Annotated in this window: 13 protein-coding genes; 7 read left to right on the top strand and 6 right to left on the bottom strand. The window is 71.6% G+C overall.

Annotated features, from left to right (window positions below; translation table 11 throughout):
* Positions 1–34: 34 nt before the first annotated feature.
* The 6 genes from ACZ45E_RS24870 to ACZ45E_RS24845 are packed head-to-tail and all read right to left on the bottom strand — an operon-like array spanning position 35 to position 6,112.
* Positions 35–1,069: a LacI family DNA-binding transcriptional regulator gene (locus ACZ45E_RS24870; RefSeq protein WP_468224132.1), complete on the bottom strand. Its 1,035-nt coding sequence runs from the start codon at positions 1,067–1,069 to the stop codon at positions 35–37.
* Positions 1,062–1,391 carry an L-rhamnose mutarotase gene (locus ACZ45E_RS24865; protein ID WP_468224130.1) on the bottom strand — a complete coding sequence of 110 codons (330 nt, stop codon included), beginning with the start codon at positions 1,389–1,391 and terminating at the stop codon, positions 1,062–1,064. Before ACZ45E_RS24865 ends, ACZ45E_RS24870 begins: the two co-directional genes overlap by 8 nt.
* Positions 1,392–1,415: 24 nt before the next feature.
* Positions 1,416–2,507: a rhamnose ABC transporter substrate-binding protein gene (gene rhaS, locus ACZ45E_RS24860; protein ID WP_468224127.1), complete on the bottom strand. Its 1,092-nt coding sequence runs from the start codon at positions 2,505–2,507 to the stop codon at positions 1,416–1,418.
* A gap of 47 nt (positions 2,508–2,554) precedes the next feature.
* Positions 2,555–3,556: an ABC transporter permease gene (locus ACZ45E_RS24855; protein WP_468224124.1), complete on the bottom strand. Its 1,002-nt coding sequence runs from the start codon at positions 3,554–3,556 to the stop codon at positions 2,555–2,557.
* Entirely contained in the window at positions 3,549–4,604 is a 1,056-nt protein-coding gene (locus ACZ45E_RS24850) for an ABC transporter permease (RefSeq protein ID WP_468224122.1), read from the bottom strand. The genes ACZ45E_RS24855 and ACZ45E_RS24850 overlap by 8 nt, the downstream gene beginning before the upstream one ends.
* Complete coding sequence (locus ACZ45E_RS24845) at positions 4,601–6,112, bottom strand: sugar ABC transporter ATP-binding protein (protein ID WP_468224120.1); 1,512 nt, start codon at positions 6,110–6,112, stop codon at positions 4,601–4,603. Before ACZ45E_RS24845 ends, ACZ45E_RS24850 begins: the two co-directional genes overlap by 4 nt.
* Positions 6,113–6,477: 365 nt before the next feature.
* Here ACZ45E_RS24845 and rhaI point away from each other — a divergent pair, with 365 nt between their 5' ends.
* The 7 genes from rhaI (at position 6,478) to ACZ45E_RS24810 (ending at position 15,545) form a co-directional block, all read left to right on the top strand.
* The gene (gene rhaI, locus ACZ45E_RS24840) at positions 6,478–7,644 is read left to right on the top strand and encodes an L-rhamnose isomerase (protein ID WP_468224118.1); all 1,167 of its coding nucleotides are present in this window, start codon (positions 6,478–6,480) and stop codon (positions 7,642–7,644) included.
* Between the two features lie 52 nt (positions 7,645–7,696).
* Entirely contained in the window at positions 7,697–9,742 is a 2,046-nt protein-coding gene (locus ACZ45E_RS24835; RefSeq protein ID WP_468224115.1) for a bifunctional aldolase/short-chain dehydrogenase, read from the top strand.
* Positions 9,743–9,938: 196 nt separating this feature from the next.
* A complete protein-coding gene (locus tag ACZ45E_RS24830) occupies positions 9,939–11,384 on the top strand; it encodes a rhamnulokinase (RefSeq protein WP_468224112.1) in 1,446 nt (481 codons plus the stop codon).
* A gap of 73 nt (positions 11,385–11,457) precedes the next feature.
* On the top strand, positions 11,458–12,231 hold the full coding sequence (locus tag ACZ45E_RS24825; protein WP_468224109.1) for a (Fe-S)-binding protein: 774 nt from the start codon (positions 11,458–11,460) through the stop codon (positions 12,229–12,231).
* Positions 12,228–13,706, top strand: coding sequence for a LutB/LldF family L-lactate oxidation iron-sulfur protein (locus ACZ45E_RS24820; RefSeq protein WP_468224106.1), 1,479 nt, complete (start codon positions 12,228–12,230; stop codon positions 13,704–13,706). The genes ACZ45E_RS24825 and ACZ45E_RS24820 overlap by 4 nt, the downstream gene beginning before the upstream one ends.
* Positions 13,703–14,359 (top strand): LutC/YkgG family protein, encoded by a 657-nt coding sequence (locus ACZ45E_RS24815; RefSeq protein WP_468224103.1) that lies wholly within the window; start codon positions 13,703–13,705, stop codon positions 14,357–14,359. The genes ACZ45E_RS24820 and ACZ45E_RS24815 overlap by 4 nt, the downstream gene beginning before the upstream one ends.
* A gap of 22 nt (positions 14,360–14,381) precedes the next feature.
* Positions 14,382–15,545: an ABC transporter ATP-binding protein gene (locus ACZ45E_RS24810; RefSeq protein WP_468224100.1), complete on the top strand. Its 1,164-nt coding sequence runs from the start codon at positions 14,382–14,384 to the stop codon at positions 15,543–15,545.
* Positions 15,546–15,547 lie beyond the last annotated feature (2 nt).

The following is a 15,547-nucleotide window of genomic DNA, read 5'->3' as shown; positions in this document are numbered from 1 at the left end:
GCCGACGGGTCGAGCAGGGGGGCCGGCGCGGGGGTCAGCCGAGCCCTCTGCTCGACCCCCGCACCACCAACTCCGGCCGGAGCACCACGTGTTGGTGGCGGTGGTCGGCCGCGCGTTCGCCCGTCTCCTGGAGCAGCAGCTCCGCCGCGATGGCGCCCAGGGTGAGCGCGGGCTGGCGCACCGAGGTGAGCGGGACCGTGGCGGCCGCCGCGAACTCGATGTCGTCGTAGCCGACGATGGACATGTCGTCGGGGACCTTGACCCCGGCCGCGTACAGGGCTTGCAGGACGCCGAGGGCGAGCAGGTCGTTGGCGCAGAAGACCGCGGTGGGGCGTTCGGACAGGCCGAGCAGGCGGGCGCCCGCGTCGCGGCCCGCCGCCACGTCGAGCCGTTCGGTGGGCAGTTCGCGGAGCAGGCCCCCCGGGAGGCCCGCCTCCGCGAGTGCCTTGAGGGCGCCCTCCCGTCGGTCCTGCACCTGCTTGAGGTGGGCCGGGCCGCTGACGAAGGCGAGGGAGCGGTGCCCCCCGGCGACGAGGTGGCGGATGGCGAGCGCGCCGCCCGACACGTCGTCGACAGAGACCGAGCACCCCGCGCCGTCCTCGTTGGCCCCGGCGACCCGGTCCACCACCACGTACGGGATGCCGTGGCGGCGGAAGTCGCGCAGGGTCGCGCCGCTCGGGTCGGCCGGGGTGATCAGGGCGCCGCGCACCCGTTGTTCGGCGAACAGGGAGAGGTACTCGGCCTCCTCCGCGGCGCTCTGCGCGCTGTTGCACACCATGACGCCGAGCCCGGCGTCGCGCGCGGCGCGCTCGGCGCCGCGCGCGACATCCACGAAGAACGGGTTGCCCATGTCGAGCACGAGCAGCGCCATGATGCGGCTGTGCCCGGCCCGCAGCTGACGGGCGTACTCGCTGCGGACGTAGCCGAGGCGGGCGATGACCTGCTGGACGTGGCGCCGGGTCGGTTCGGAGACCCGGTGGGGCTGGTTGAGGACGTTGGAGACGGTGCCCACGGAGACCCCGGCCACCCGCGCCACCTCCTTGATGCCGACCGATCCGCGCTCAGGCAAGGTGGAAGACCTCGGTGAGGGGCCGCATCGCGGCGTCCGGGGCCTGCCCGTCCAGCTCCTCGAAGAAGCCGGCCATCTGCGCCTGCCAGCGGGCGTTGACGTCGGTGGCGTCCATGGCGGCGCGCGCCGCGTCGAAGTCCGCCGTCTCCAGGTAGCCGACGAGCAGGCCGTCCTCGCGCAGGAAGAGCGAGTAGTTGCGCCAGCCGGTGGCGGTCAGTGCCTCCCGCATCTCCTGCCACACGTCACTGTGGCGGGCGCGGTACTCGTCGATGCGGTCGGCCTTGACCTTCAGCAGGAAACAGACGCGCTGTGTGTCCGTCATGGAGCCCCCTCCCGTCCCTCGTGCCTAGAACTTGAACTGGTCGATGTTCTTCTTGTCGAAGACGGTCGGCTTGCCGAGGGAGACGACACCGTCCTTGCCGATGGTGAACTCGCCCAGGTCACCGGCCTTGTAGGTCTCGCCCTCCTTGCCGGTGATCCGGCCGGACTCCAGGGCGACCGCGGTGTGCGCGGCGAGCGCACCCAGCTTGGCCGGGTCCCACAGCTCGAACGCGTCGACGGTGCCGTTCTTGACGTAGGCGCGCATGTCGTTGGGGGTGCCGAGGCCGGTCAGCTTGACCTTGCCCTTGTACTTCGATCCCGACAGGTACTGGGCGGCGGCCTTGATGCCGACGGTGGTCGGGGAGATGATCCCCTTCAGCTTCGGGTGTTCCTGGAGGAGCCCCTGGGTCTGCTGGAACGACTTCTGGGCGTCGTCGTCGCCGTAGGCGGTGGTGACGAGCTTGATGTCCTTGTACTCGGGCTTCTTCAGCTCGTCCTTCATGTAGTCGATCCACGTGTTCTGGTTGGTGGCCGTCTGGGCCGCCGAGAGGATCGCGATCTCGCCCTTGTTGCCGATCTGCTTCGCCATCTGCTGCACCTGGGTGCGACCGAGGTCCTCGGCGCTGGCCTGCGAGACGAAGATGTTGCGGCAGTCCGCCTTGGTGTCGGAGTCGTACGTGACGACGCTGACCCCGTTCTTCATGGCCTGCTTCAGGGCGGTGCACAGGGCGCCCGGGTCCTGCGCGGAGACGGCGATGGCGTCGGCCTGCTGCTGGGTGAGGGTGTTGACGTACGAGACCTGGCCCGAGGTGTCGGTGCCGCTGCTGGTGCCGACCTCCTTGTACGTCGAACCGAGCTCCTCGACCGCCTTCTTGCCGCCGTTGTCGGAGGTGGTGAAGTACGGGTTGTTGACCTGCTTGGGCAGGAACGCGACCGTGAGGCCCTTCTTGGTGGCGGCGTTCGGGTCGGCCTTGCCTGCGGCGTTGGACTTGGCCGCGCCCTTGTCGGCGTCGTCCTTGGTGGTGCCCCCGCAGGCGGTGGCGCCGAGGACGAGGGCGGTGGTGACGGCGAGCGCGGCGGAGAGCCGGCGGGTTCTGGCGGTGACGGTCCGGGACATGGCGGTTCCTTAACGGGTGGTGGGTGGTACGGAGCTGAGGGGGCGCGTCAGGAGGTGACGGGCGCCGGGTGCGCCGCCGCCGTCCTGCGGCGGGCTCTGGCCTGCGCGATCTGGCGGCCGACGCGCGGGGCGAGCACGGAGATCACCAGGAGGACACCGGTGACGACGATCTGGGACTGCGCGGAGACGTTCAGCAGGCTCATCACGTTCTGCAGCGAGCCGAGCAGGAAGACACCGGCGATCGCGCCGCCGAGGGTGCCCTTGCCGCCGTCGAAGTCGATGCCGCCGAGCAGGACCGCCGCGATGACGGAGAGTTCGAGGCCGGTGGCGTTGTCGTAGCGGGCGCTGGCGTAGTGCAGCGCCCAGAAGACCCCGGTGAGCGCGGAGAGCACGCCGGTCGTCACGAACATGGAGAGCTTGAGCCGCTTGACGCGGACGCCGGAGAACCGGGCCGCCTCCTCGCCGGCGCCGATCGCGAAGAGCGAACGCCCCAGGCGGGTGGCGTGCAGGACGACCACGGCGATCGCGAGGAGCACGACGAACGGCAGCGCCGCGTACGGCAGGAACGTGTCGCCGAAGCGGCCCGCGCCGAAGTCCAGGTACTGCGTGGGGAAGTCGGTGACCGAGTCCGAGCCGAGGACGATCTGCGCGATGCCGCGGTAGGCGGCCATGGTGCCGATGGTGACGGCGAGGGAGGGCAGGCCGAGGCGGGTCACGAGCAGGCCGTTGATCAGGCCGCAGACGACGCCGAGGAGCAGGCAGAGCGGGATGATCGTCTCGATCGCCATGCCGTTGTTCCAGAGGGCGCCCATGACGGCGCCGGACAGGCCGGCCGTCGAGCCGACCGACAGGTCGACCTCGCCGGAGATGACGAGCATCGTCATCGGCAGCGCGATCAGGGCGATCGGCAGGGTGTTGCCGATCAGGAACGAGATGTTGAGCGCGTTGCCGAAGTTGTCGACGAACGAGAACGAGCAGAGCAGCAGCACGATCAGCAGGGCGCCGACGGCGGTGTCCCAGCGCACGGCGTTCTTCAAGGTGTCAGGCATGGCGGGCGCTCCTCATCTGTGCGGCCTGCTTGCGCAGCACTGCGGCGACCCGCAGGGCCAGGATCCGGTCGACGGCGATGGCGAGCAGCAGCAGGATGCCGTTGATGGCGGTGACCCAGACGGAGCTGACGCCGATGGCCGGCAGGACGCTGTTGATGGAGGTCAGCAGCAGCGCGCCGAGGGCCGCGCCGTAGACGGTGCCGGAGCCGCCGGTGAAGGCGACGCCGCCGACCACGACGGCGCTGACGACGGTGAGTTCGTAGCCGTTGCCGGTGGCGGAGTCGACGTTGCCGAAGCGGGCGAGGTAGAGGGCGCCGGCGAGTCCGGCGAGGGCGCCGCACAGAATGTAGGCGGTCATGATGCGCTTGCGGACCGGGACACCGGCGAGGGTGGCGGCCTCGGGGCTGGAGCCGAGGGCGTACATGTCGCGGCCGCTGCCGTAGCTGCGCAGGTAGTAGCCGACGCAGAGCAGGACGGCGACGGCGAGGATCGCCAGGTAGGGCACGATCCACAGGCCGTCGTGGCCGAAGTCGACGAAGGAGTCGGGCAGGTCGGCGGCGACGATCTGCTGCGAGCCGACCCAGATGGAGTCGATGCCGCGGATCACGTACAGGGTGCCGAGGGTGACGACGAGGGCGGGGACCTTGCCGAGGCTGACCAGTGCGCCGTTCAGCACGCCGAAGAGGGCGCCGATGGCGACCGCGTAGACGACGGCGATCAGGGAGCTTCCGCCGCCCTGGAGGTAGTCGCCCGCGGCGAAGGCGGAGATGCCGAGGACGGAGCCGACGGAGAGGTCGACGTTGCGGGTGATGACGACGACGGCCTGGCCGGTGGCGACGAGGACGAGGATGGTGGCGTTGAGGAGGAGGTCCTTGACGCCCTGCTCGGACAGGAACTCGCTGTTGGAGACCTGGGTGGCGAGCAGCATCGCGAGGAGCACGCCGGCCACGGCCAGTTCACGGGCCTTGAAGACCTTGTCGATCAGGCGGCGGCCCGCGGTGGGTTCCGGTGCGGAGTGTTCCCGCACGGGCGGAGCGGTGACGGTCATGCTGCCCTCCCGGTGGCCGCGGCCATGACGGATTCCTCGGTCGCTTCGGTCCGGGTCAACTCCGCCGTGAGGCGGCCCTCGTGCATGACGAGCACGCGGTCGGCCATGCCGAGGATCTCCGGCAGGTCGGAGGAGATCATCAGGACGGCGACGCCCTCGGCGGCGAGCGAGGAGAGCAGCCGGTGCACCTCGGCCTTGGTGCCGACGTCGATGCCGCGGGTCGGCTCGTCGACGATGAGGACCTGCGGCCCGGTGGCGAGCCACTTGGCGAGGACGACCTTCTGTTGGTTGCCGCCGGACAGGGTGCCGACGACGTCGGCGAGGCGCGCGTACTTCACCTGGAGCCTGACGGACCAGTCGAGGGAGCGGCTGCGCTCGGCCTTGCGGTTCATGAGGCCGGCGCGGCTGGTGGAGGCGAAGCCGGTCAGGCCGATGTTGCGCTCGATGGACATGTCCATCACCAGGCCCTGGGCGCGGCGGTCCTCGGGGACGAGCGCGAGGCCCGCGTGCATCGCGAGGCTCGGGGCGCCCGGCTTGAGCTTCTGACCGAGCACCTCGACGTCGCCGCCGTCGAAGCGGTCGACGCCGAAGACGGCGCGGGCCACCTCGCTGCGGCCGGCCCCGACGAGTCCGGCGAGGCCGACGATCTCGCCGCGCCGCACCTCGAAGGAGACGTCGGTGAAGACGCCCTCGCGGGTCAGCCGGCGGACGCTGAGCGCCACTTCGCCGATCTCGGTGTCCTGCTTGGGGTAGAGCTCGTCGAGGTCGCGGCCGACCATGCGGCGCACGAGGTCGTCCTCGGTCAGTCCGTCGAGGGGTTCGCTGGCCACCCAGCCGCCGTCGCGCAGTGTGGTGACACGCTGGCAGAGTCCGAAGATCTCCTCCAGGCGGTGCGAGATGAACAGCACCGCGGCGCCCTGCTCGCGCAGCGTCCTGACGACGCCGAAGAGGCGCGCGACCTCGCTGCCGGTGAGCGCGGCGGTCGGCTCGTCCATGATCAGGACGCGGGCGTCGAAGGAGAGGGCCTTGGCGATCTCGACGAGCTGCTGGTCGGCGATGGACAGGCCACGCGCGGGCTGGTCCGGGTCGAGCGCGACGCCGAGCCGGGCGAAGAGTTCGGCGGTGGCCCGCTTGACGGCGCGGTGGTCGACGCGGCCGAGCGAGCGGCGCGGCTGGCGGCCCATGAAGATGTTCTCGGCGATCGACAGGTCGGGGAAGAGCGTGGGCTCCTGGTAGATGACGGCGACGCCGGCGTCCCGGGCGTCGGCGGGGCCGTGGAACTCCACCGGCCGGCCGTCGAGCAGGACCGTGCCGGTGTCGGGCCTGTGCACCCCGGCGAGGGCCTTGATCAGGGTCGACTTGCCCGCGCCGTTCTCGCCGGCGAGGGCGTGCGCCTCTCCGGCGTACAGGCGCAGGCTGACGCCGCGCAGGGCGCGCACCGCGCCGAAGGACTTGCTCACCCCCTCCAGCGCGAGTACCGGAGTGGTCTCCGGTTCAGGATGCGTCATTGCATGTCTCCGTGAGTGTGCAGGGGTGGGCCTGGCCGTGCCGAGCGCACGGGAGTGGCTGAGAGCGCCGGGTGGATCACCGGCGGTGAAATGTTTCAGTGAAGTTGCCCGGAAGCTAGCTCCGTCTCTCCTGGGAGGTCAAGAGGCAGGGGTGGAGCCGATTCACCGGGCTGCGGCGGATTGCCCCTTTCACCCACCCTTCCTCCGCCGTGAACTGCGAGGAAAGGACGAGGAAAACCGGACCGGAACCGGCAACAGCACGATTGCGTAACGCACTTGACCTCGCGCCGGACCCCTTGACGCCCCGATGGGCCCGGGTTAACTTCCCCAGCGAAGTGAATCGATTCACGCACTCAGAGGTGAACATGCCCGACATCGCTGCCGTGAAGGCCGCACTCGCCAACCAGCGGATCGAGACGCCGTCCTGGGGCTATGGCAACTCCGGCACCCGGTTCAAGGTGTTCGCCCAGGCCGGCGTGCCGCGCACGCCCCGGGAGAAGCTCGACGACGCGGCGAAGGTGCACGAGTTCACCGGCATCGCGCCCAAGGTGGCGCTGCACATCCCGTGGGACACCGTCGACGACTACGCCGCCCTCGCCGCCTACGCCAAAGAGCGCGGTGTCGAGCTCGGCACCGTCAACTCCAACACCTTCCAGGACGACGACTACAAGCTCGGCAGCGTCTGTCATCCGGATCCGAAGGTGCGCCGCAAGGCCGTCGGCCACCTGCTGGAGTGCGTCGACATCATGGACGCGACCGGGTCCAAGGACCTGAAGCTGTGGCTCGCCGACGGCACCAACTACCCCGGCCAGGACGACATCGTGGCCCGCCAGGACCGCCTCGCGGAGTCCCTCGCCGCCGTCTACGAGCGGCTCGGCGACGACCAGCGCCTCCTCCTGGAGTACAAGCTGTTCGAGCCCGCCTTCTACACGACGGACGTACCGGACTGGGGCACCTCGTACCTGCAGTGCCTGAAGCTGGGCGAGCGCGCCCAGGTCGTCGTGGACACCGGGCACCACGCGCCGGGCACCAACATCGAGTTCATCGTGGCGCTGCTGCTGCGCGAGGGGAAGCTCGGCGGCTTCGACTTCAACTCCCGCTTCTACGCGGACGACGACCTGATGGTGGGCTCCGCCGACCCCTTCCAGCTCTTCCGCATCCTGCACGAGGTCGCCAAGAACAAGGGCTTCGAGGCGGAGACGAACGTGGCCTTCATGCTCGACCAGTGCCACAACATCGAGGCGAAGATCCCGGCCGTCATCCGCTCCGTGATGAACGTGCAGGAGGCCACCGCCAAGGCCCTTCTGGTCGACCGCGACGCCCTGGCCGCGGCGCAGCGCGAGGGCGACGTCCTCACCGCCAACGCCGCCCTCATGGACGCCTACAACACGGACGTACGCCCGCTGCTGCGCGAACTGCGCGAGGAGCAGGGCCTGGGCCCCGACCCCGTCGCCGCCTACCACGCCAGCGGGTGGCAGGAGCGGATCGTGGCCGAGCGCGTGGGCGGCGAGCAGGCCGGCTGGGGGGCGTGACCGCACCCGTCCACCGCCTCGCCCGCTCACCGAACTCGTAAAGGAACTCGACATGGCCTCCGCCACCCCTCCCGAAGTCGCCGCGCTCCTGGAGCGCTCGAACCGCCTCGGCGCCGACCCCCGCAACACCAACTACGCAGGCGGCAACACCTCCGCCAAGGGCACCGCCACCGACCCGGTGACCGGCACGGACGTCGAGCTGATGTGGGTCAAGGGCTCCGGTGGCGACCTGGGCACCCTCACCGCCGCCGGGCTCGCCGCGCTGCGCCTGGACCGCCTGCGGGCGCTGACCGGCGTGTACCCGGGGGTGGAGCGCGAGGACGAGATGGTCGCCGCGTTCGACTACTGCCTGCACGGCAAGGGCGGCGCCGCGCCGTCCATCGACACCGCCATGCACGGCCTGGTGGACGCCGCCCACGTCGACCACCTCCACCCCGACTCCGGTATCGCCCTGGCCTGCGCCGCCGACGGCGAGAAGCTGACCGCCGAGTGCTTCGGCGACAAGGTGGCGTGGGTGCCGTGGCGGCGGCCCGGCTTCCAGCTCGGCCTGGACATCGCCGCCCTCAAGGCCGCCCACCCCGAGGCGATCGGCTGCGTCCTGGGCGGGCACGGCATCACCGCGTGGGGCGACACCGCCGAGGAGTGCGAGGCGAACTCGCTGTTCATCATCCGCACCGCGGAGACGTTCCTCGCCGAGCGCGGCAAGGCCGAACCGTTCGGTCCCGCCATCGAGGGCTACGCCGCCCTGGACGCGGCCGAGCGCCGGACCCGGGCCGCCGAACTCGCCCCCTTCGTGCGTGGGCTCGCCTCCGTCGACCGCCCCCAGGTCGGGCACTTCGACGACTCCGGGACCGTCCTCGACTTCCTGGCGAGCGCCGAGCATCCGCGTCTCGCCGCACTCGGCACGTCCTGCCCCGACCACTTCCTGCGCACCAAGGTGCGCCCGCTCGTCCTCGACCTGCCGCCGACCGCCGAACTCGACGCCGTCGTGGCCCGGTTGAAGGAACTGCACACCGAGTACCGCGAGGAGTACGCCGCCTATTACGCGCGCCACGCCACGCCCGACTCCCCCGCGATGCGCGGCGCGGACCCGGCGATCGTGCTCGTCCCCGGCGTCGGCATGTTCAGCTTCGGCAAGGACAAGCAGACGGCGCGGGTTGCGGGCGAGTTCTACCTCAACGCGATCAACGTGATGCGGGGCGCAGAGGCGGTCTCCACGTACGCGCCCATCGAGGAGTCCGAGAAGTTCCGCATCGAGTACTGGTCCCTCGAAGAGGCCAAGCTCCAGCGGATGCCGAAACCCAAGGCGCTGGCCACCCGGGTGGCCCTGGTGACGGGCGCGGGCAGCGGCATCGGCAAGGCCATCGCGCACCGGCTCGCCGCCGAGGGCGCGTGCGTCGTCGTCGCCGACCTCAACGCCGAGGGCGCCGCCGCGGTCGCCGAGGAACTGGGCGGTCCGGACAGGGCCGTCGCGGTCGAGGTGGACGTCACATCGGAGGAGCAGATCACCGAGGCGTTCAGGGCCGCGGTGCTCGCCTTCGGCGGCGTCGACCTGGTCGTCAACAACGCCGGCATCTCCATCTCCAAGCCGCTCCTGGAGACGACGGCCAGGGACTGGGACCTCCAGCACGCCATCATGGCCCGCGGCTCCTTCCTCGTCTCCCGCGAGGCGGCCCGCGTCATGCGGCAGCAGGACATGGGCGGCGACATCGTCTACATCGCCTCCAAGAACGCCGTCTTCGCCGGCCCGAACAATGTCGCCTACTCGGCCACCAAGGCCGACCAGGCGCATCAAGTGCGGCTGCTGGCAGCCGAGTTGGGTGCGGACGGCATCCGCGTCAACGGCGTCAACCCGGACGGTGTCGTACGCGGCTCCGGCATCTTCGCGGGCGGCTGGGGCGCACAGCGCGCGGCGACGTACGGCATCGAGGAGGAGAAGCTCGGCGAGTTCTACGCACAGCGGACCCTGCTCAAGCGCGAGGTGCTCCCCGAGCACGTGGCGAACGCGGTGTTCGCCCTGACCGGCGGCGAGCTGACCCACACGACGGGCCTGCACGTGCCGGTGGACGCGGGGGTGGCGGCGGCGTTCCTGCGGTGACCGGGGCGGGGCGGGACCTGCGTTCCCGCCCCCTCGCGCCGCCCACCCGGGCCGCGCGAGGGCCGCGCCCGTCCGAACGCGGCTCTCATCACCGCGCCCCGGGCCACCGGGGGGCGCGGGGAACTGCGCGAGCAAGCACGGCGCTCCCGCACCCGCGATCGATCCATCAACCGCAAACGGCGCGAAGGCGAACCCCATGTCCACCATCCCCTACGCCGCGATAGACCTGGGCGCCTCCAGCGGCCGGGTCATCACGGCCCAGGTCACCTCGACGAGCCTGACCCTCAGCGAAGCCCACCGCTTCCCCAACAGGCCCGTGCACGCCGGAGGCCACCTCCACTGGGACATCCTCGCCCTCTACGCGGGCATCCTGGACGGACTGCGCAAGGCGGGCCAGGTCCGCTCCGTCGGCATCGACAGCTGGGCCGTCGACCACGGCCTCCTCGACGCGGACGGCACCCTCCTCGGCAACCCGTTCCACTACCGCGACACCCGCACGGACCACATCGCGGAGAAGGTCTGGGCGAGCGTCCCCCCGGAGCAGCTGTACGCCGCGACGGGCCTCCAGTACGCCCCCTTCAACACCCTGTACCAGCTCGCCGCGGCCCGCGACACAGCCCAATTCCGGTCCGCACGGCGCCTGTTGCTCATCCCGGATCTGCTCACGTACTGGCTCACGGGTCAGCAGGGCACCGAGCTGACGAACGCCTCCACCACCCAGCTCATCGACCCGCGCACGGGCGACTGGGCCCGCGACGTCGCGGCCCGCACCGGCATCGACCTGGACCTCTTCGCCCCGCTCCGCCGCCCCGGCGACCGGGCCGGCGAGCTGCTCCCCCGCGTCCTGGACGAGACCGGCCTCACCGGGCCCGTCCCGGTGACGACCGTGGCCTCGCACGACACCGCCTCCGCCGTCGCCGCGGTACCGGCCACCGGCGGCGAGAACTTCGCGTACATCTGCACCGGCACCTGGTCCCTCGCGGGGCTCGAACTCGACGCGCCCGTCCTCACCGAGGAGAGCCGCGCCGCGAACTTCACCAATGAGCTCGGCGTCGACGGCACGATCCGCTACCTCCGCAACATCATGGGCCTGTGGCTGCTCCAGGAGTGCCAACGCGCCTGGGGCGAACCGGACTTGGCCGAGCTCCTGGACGCCGCCGCGCGGGCGACGGGGCTTCGCTCGGTCGTCGACGCGGGCGACCCGGCGTTCCTCGCCCCGGGCTCCATGCCGGAGCGCATCGCCGCCGCCTGCCGCGCCACCGGGCAGCCCGAACCCCGCACCCGCGCCGAACTCACCCGCTGCATCCTCGACTCGCTCGCCCTCGCCCACCGCAGGGCCGTCGCGGAGGCGGCGCGGCTGGCCGACCGGCCGGTCGACGTCGTGCACGTCGTCGGCGGCGGCGCCCGCAACGCCCTGCTCTGCCAATTGACAGCGGACGCCTGCGGGCTGCCGGTGGTGGCGGGCCCGGCGGAAGCCGCCGCGCTCGGCAACGTCCTCGTCCAGGCACGCGCCGACGGCGTCATCGGCGACCGGGCGGCGGTGCGCCGCCTCGTCGCCGGCACCCAGCCGCTGACGCGGTACGAGCCGCGCGGCGACGGCGCCGCGTGGGCGGCGGCAGAGGCCCGTGTCGCCGCCCCGTGACCCGGCACCGCCGACGACGTACCCTGCACCCGTCCGATGTCCGACCCGAACCTCTGTACCCGAAGGGGCCACGATGCGTGTCGCGCTCTTCCTCACCTGTGTCAACGACACGCTCTACCCGGACACCGGAAGGGCCGTGGTGAAACTCCTGACCAGACTGGGCGTGGAGGTGGACTTCCCGGCCGCCCAGACCTGCTGCGGGCAGGCCCACTACAACACGGGCTACCGGCACGAGGCCGAGCCGCTCGCCCGCCACTTCTCCGATGTCTTCGGCCCCGGCCTCGACTCGGGGGCGTACGACGCGGTCATCACTCCGTCCGGTTCGTGCGCGGCGATGGTGCGTGAGTTGTACCCACGGATGGGTGAGCGGGCCCGCGCGGAGGGCCGCGGCGACGGCCTCGCGACGACGCTCGCGCCCGTGGTCCCGAAGACGTACGAGCTGACCGAGTTCCTGGTCGACGTGTTGCGGGTGACCGACGTCGGCGCGTACTACCCGCACAAGGTGACGTACCACCCGACCTGCCACGGCCTGCGCTCGCTCGGCCTCGGCGACCGGCCCACCCAACTGCTCCGCGCGGTCAAGGGACTTGAGCTCCTTGAGCTGCCGGGCGCGCAGGAGTGCTGCGGCTTCGGCGGCACGTTCGCCGTGAAGAACTCCGATGTCTCGGCAGCCATGGGCGCCGACAAGGTCCGCAACGCCGAGTCGACCGGCGCGGACGTGCTGTGCGCCGCCGACAACTCGTGCCTCATGCACATCGGCGGCACGATGAGCCGGCTGCACACGGCGCTGCGGCCGGTCCACATCGCGGAGATCCTGGCGAGCACCGAAGAGGAGCCCCTGTCATGAGCGGCACGTATCTCGGCATGCCCGCCTTCCCGAAGGCCGCGCACGACGCCGTACGGAACACCACCCTGCGCGCCAACCTGAAGCACGCCACCCACACCATCCGCGACAAGCGGGCCCGCGCCGTCGCCGAGCTCGACGACTGGGGGGACCTGCGCGAGGCGGGCAAACAGATCAAGGACCACACGCTCCGCCATCTCGACCACTACCTGGTCGAGTTGGAGGAGTCCGTGACGGCCGCGGGGGGCACCGTCCACTGGGCCGCCGACGCCGAGGAGGCCAACCGGATCGTGACCCGGCTCGTGCGGGAGACGGGCGAGTCGGAGGTCGTCAAGGTCAAGTCGATGGCCACGCAGGAGATCGGTCTCAACGAAGCCCTCGAAGAGGCCGGGATCGCCGCGTACGAGACCGATCTCGCCGAGCTCATCGTGCAGCTCGGCAAGGACCGCCCCTCCCACATCCTCGTCCCGGCGATCCACCGCAACCGCGGCGAGATCCGTGCCATCTTCGAGAAGGAGATGGGCAGTTGGGGCCGTCCGGCTCCGGAGGGACTCACCGACACCCCCGCCGCACTCGCGGAGGCGGCCCGGCTGCACCTGCGCGAGAAGTTCCTGCGCGCCAAGGTCGGCGTCTCCGGCGCGAACTTCATGGTCGCCGAGACCGGCACCCTCGTCGTCGTCGAGTCCGAGGGCAACGGGCGGATGTGTCTGACGCTGCCCGAGACGCTGATCTCGGTCGTCGGCATCGAGAAGCTCGTGCCGACCTGGCGCGACCTGGAGGTCTTCCTCCAGACGCTGCCGCGCTCCTCCACGGCCGAGCGCATGAACCCGTACACGTCGACCTGGACCGGCACGACCGACTCCGACGGCCCGCGCGCCTTCCACCTGGTCCTGCTCGACAACGGCCGCACCGACACCCTCGCCGACGAGGTGGGCCGCCAGGCGCTGCGCTGCATCCGCTGCTCGGCGTGTCTGAACGTCTGCCCGGTCTACGAGCGGGCGGGCGGCCACGCCTACGGTTCGGTCTATCCCGGCCCGATCGGCGCCATCCTCAGCCCCCAGCTGCGGGGCACGGCGAGTGAGATCGACGCCTCGCTCCCCTACGCCTCCTCGCTCTGCGGTGCCTGTTACGAGGTGTGTCCGGTCGCCATCGACATCCCCGAGGTGCTGGTGCACCTGCGGGAGCGGGTCGTCCAGGGCGGCGAGGTGACCCGGCACGGCGCGAAGGTGACGCTGCGCCCCGCGAAGGGGCACGCGGCGGAACGGGCCGCGATGCGCGCCGCCCGTTGGGCGTTCACCCACCCGGGCGTGCTCGGCACCGGCCAGCGCCTCGCCTCCCGGACCCGCCGCTTCCATCCGCGGACGGTGCCGGGGCCCGGCCGCGCGTGGACGGAGACCCGGGACCTGCCGAAGGTGCCGGCGGAGCCGTTCCGCGACTGGTGGCAGCGGACCAACGGTGGAAAGGACGGGCAGAAGTGAGCAGCAGGGACGTGATCCTGGGCCGGGTGCGTCGGGCCCTCGGGGACCCGGCCGGGCCCCCGCCCACGTACGAGACGTACGAGAGGGAAGTGGCCCGGGGCTATCGGCGTGAGCACGGCTCCCGCACGACCGGGCAGACGGTCGAGCTGCTCGCCGAGAACCTGGCCGACTACCGGGCACGCGTGCACCGCGCCACGCGCGCCGAACTGAGCCGGACGCTCGCACGGCTGCTGGCCGAACGCGGCTCGCGGACGGTGCTCGTGCCCCCCAAGCTCCCGGCCCACTGGCTGTCCGAGGCCGGTCCGACCCGCGTCCACGACCGGGCGGCGGACACGCCCGCCGAACTCGACGCCGTCGACAGCGTCGTCACCGCCTGCGCGGTCGCGGTCGCCGAGACCGGCACGATCGTCCTCGACGGCTCGCCCGACCAGGGCCGTCGTCGTATCACCCTCGTGCCCGACCACCACATCTGCGTGGTCCGCGTCCCGGACCAGGTCGTCGCCTCGGTCCCGGCGGCGCTCGAACGGCTCGACCCCGCCCGTCCGCTCACCTGGATCTCGGGGCCGTCCGCGACCAGCGACATCGAACTCGACCGGGTCGAGGGGGTCCACGGGCCGCGCACCCTTGAGGTGATTCTGGTGAGCGAGGAGTAACGGGTGCGGTTAGCGTGAGCTCATGATCCGGTTCGATCAGGTCACCAAGCGGTACGCGGACGGCACGATGGCGGTCGACGGTCTCTCCTTCGAGGTCGCCGAGGGCGAACTGGTCACGCTCGTCGGCCCGTCCGGCTGCGGCAAGACCACGACGATGATGATGGTCAACCGGCTCATCGAGCCGACATCGGGCCGTATTTACGTCGACGGCGAGGACATCGCCACGGTCGACCCCGTCCGGCTGCGCCGCCGTATCGGCTACGTCATCCAGCAGGTCGGCCTCTTCCCGCACCGCACGGTCCTCGACAACACGGCGATCGTGCCCGCGCTGATCGGCTGGAAGAAGGCGAAGGCGCGGGCCCGCGCCGCGGAGCTGCTCGATCTGGTGGGCCTGGACCCGAAGACGTTCGGCGACCGCTATCCGCAGCAGCTCTCGGGCGGTCAGCGCCAGCGCGTCGGCGTGGCCCGGGCGCTGGCCGCGGACCCGCCGGTGCTGCTGATGGACGAGCCGTTCGGGGCCGTCGACCCGGTGGTGCGCGAGCAGTTGCAGGACGAGTTCCTGCGGATGCAGGCGGCGGTCCGCAAGACCGTGCTGCTGGTCACGCACGACATCGAGGAGGCGGTACGGCTCGGCGACCGGATCGCGGTGTACGGGCAGGGCCGCATCGAGCAGTACGACACGCCGGGCGCGGTCCTCGGCACGCCGGCGACGCCGTACGTCGCCGAGTTCGTCGGCGCGGACCGCGGCCTCAAGCGGCTGTCGGTGACCGAGATCGAGCCGGCCGATCTGGAACAGCCCTCGGTGGCCCGCCTCGACGAGTCCGCCGCGCAGGCCGCGGCCCGGATGCGGGGCGAGGCGGCGCGCTGGGCCGTGGTCCTGGACGCGGGGGGCGATCTGCACGGCTGGGTCGGCGTCGACGAGGCCACGCTGGCCGGACCGGACGGGCGGGTCGCCGATCTGGCGCACCGGATGAACGCGTGGGTGCCGGTCGGCGCCCCGCTCAAGCAGGCGTTCGGCGTGATGCTCCAGCACGACGCGGGGTGGGTGGCGGTCCTCGACGGCGCACGCTTCCTCGGCGTCCTCACCCCCGCCAAACTGCACGAGGCGCTGCGCCGCTCGGTCGACGCGGACGCGCAGGGGGTCGGTCGCGGCGAGGTGGAGTTCGACTCGGTGGCCGACGCCTGAGC

This window comes from Streptomyces sp. NPDC030991, assembly GCF_055571235.1.
The sequence above is the reverse complement of the archived record's forward strand: the minus strand, read 5'-3'. Positions and strand labels throughout refer to the sequence as shown.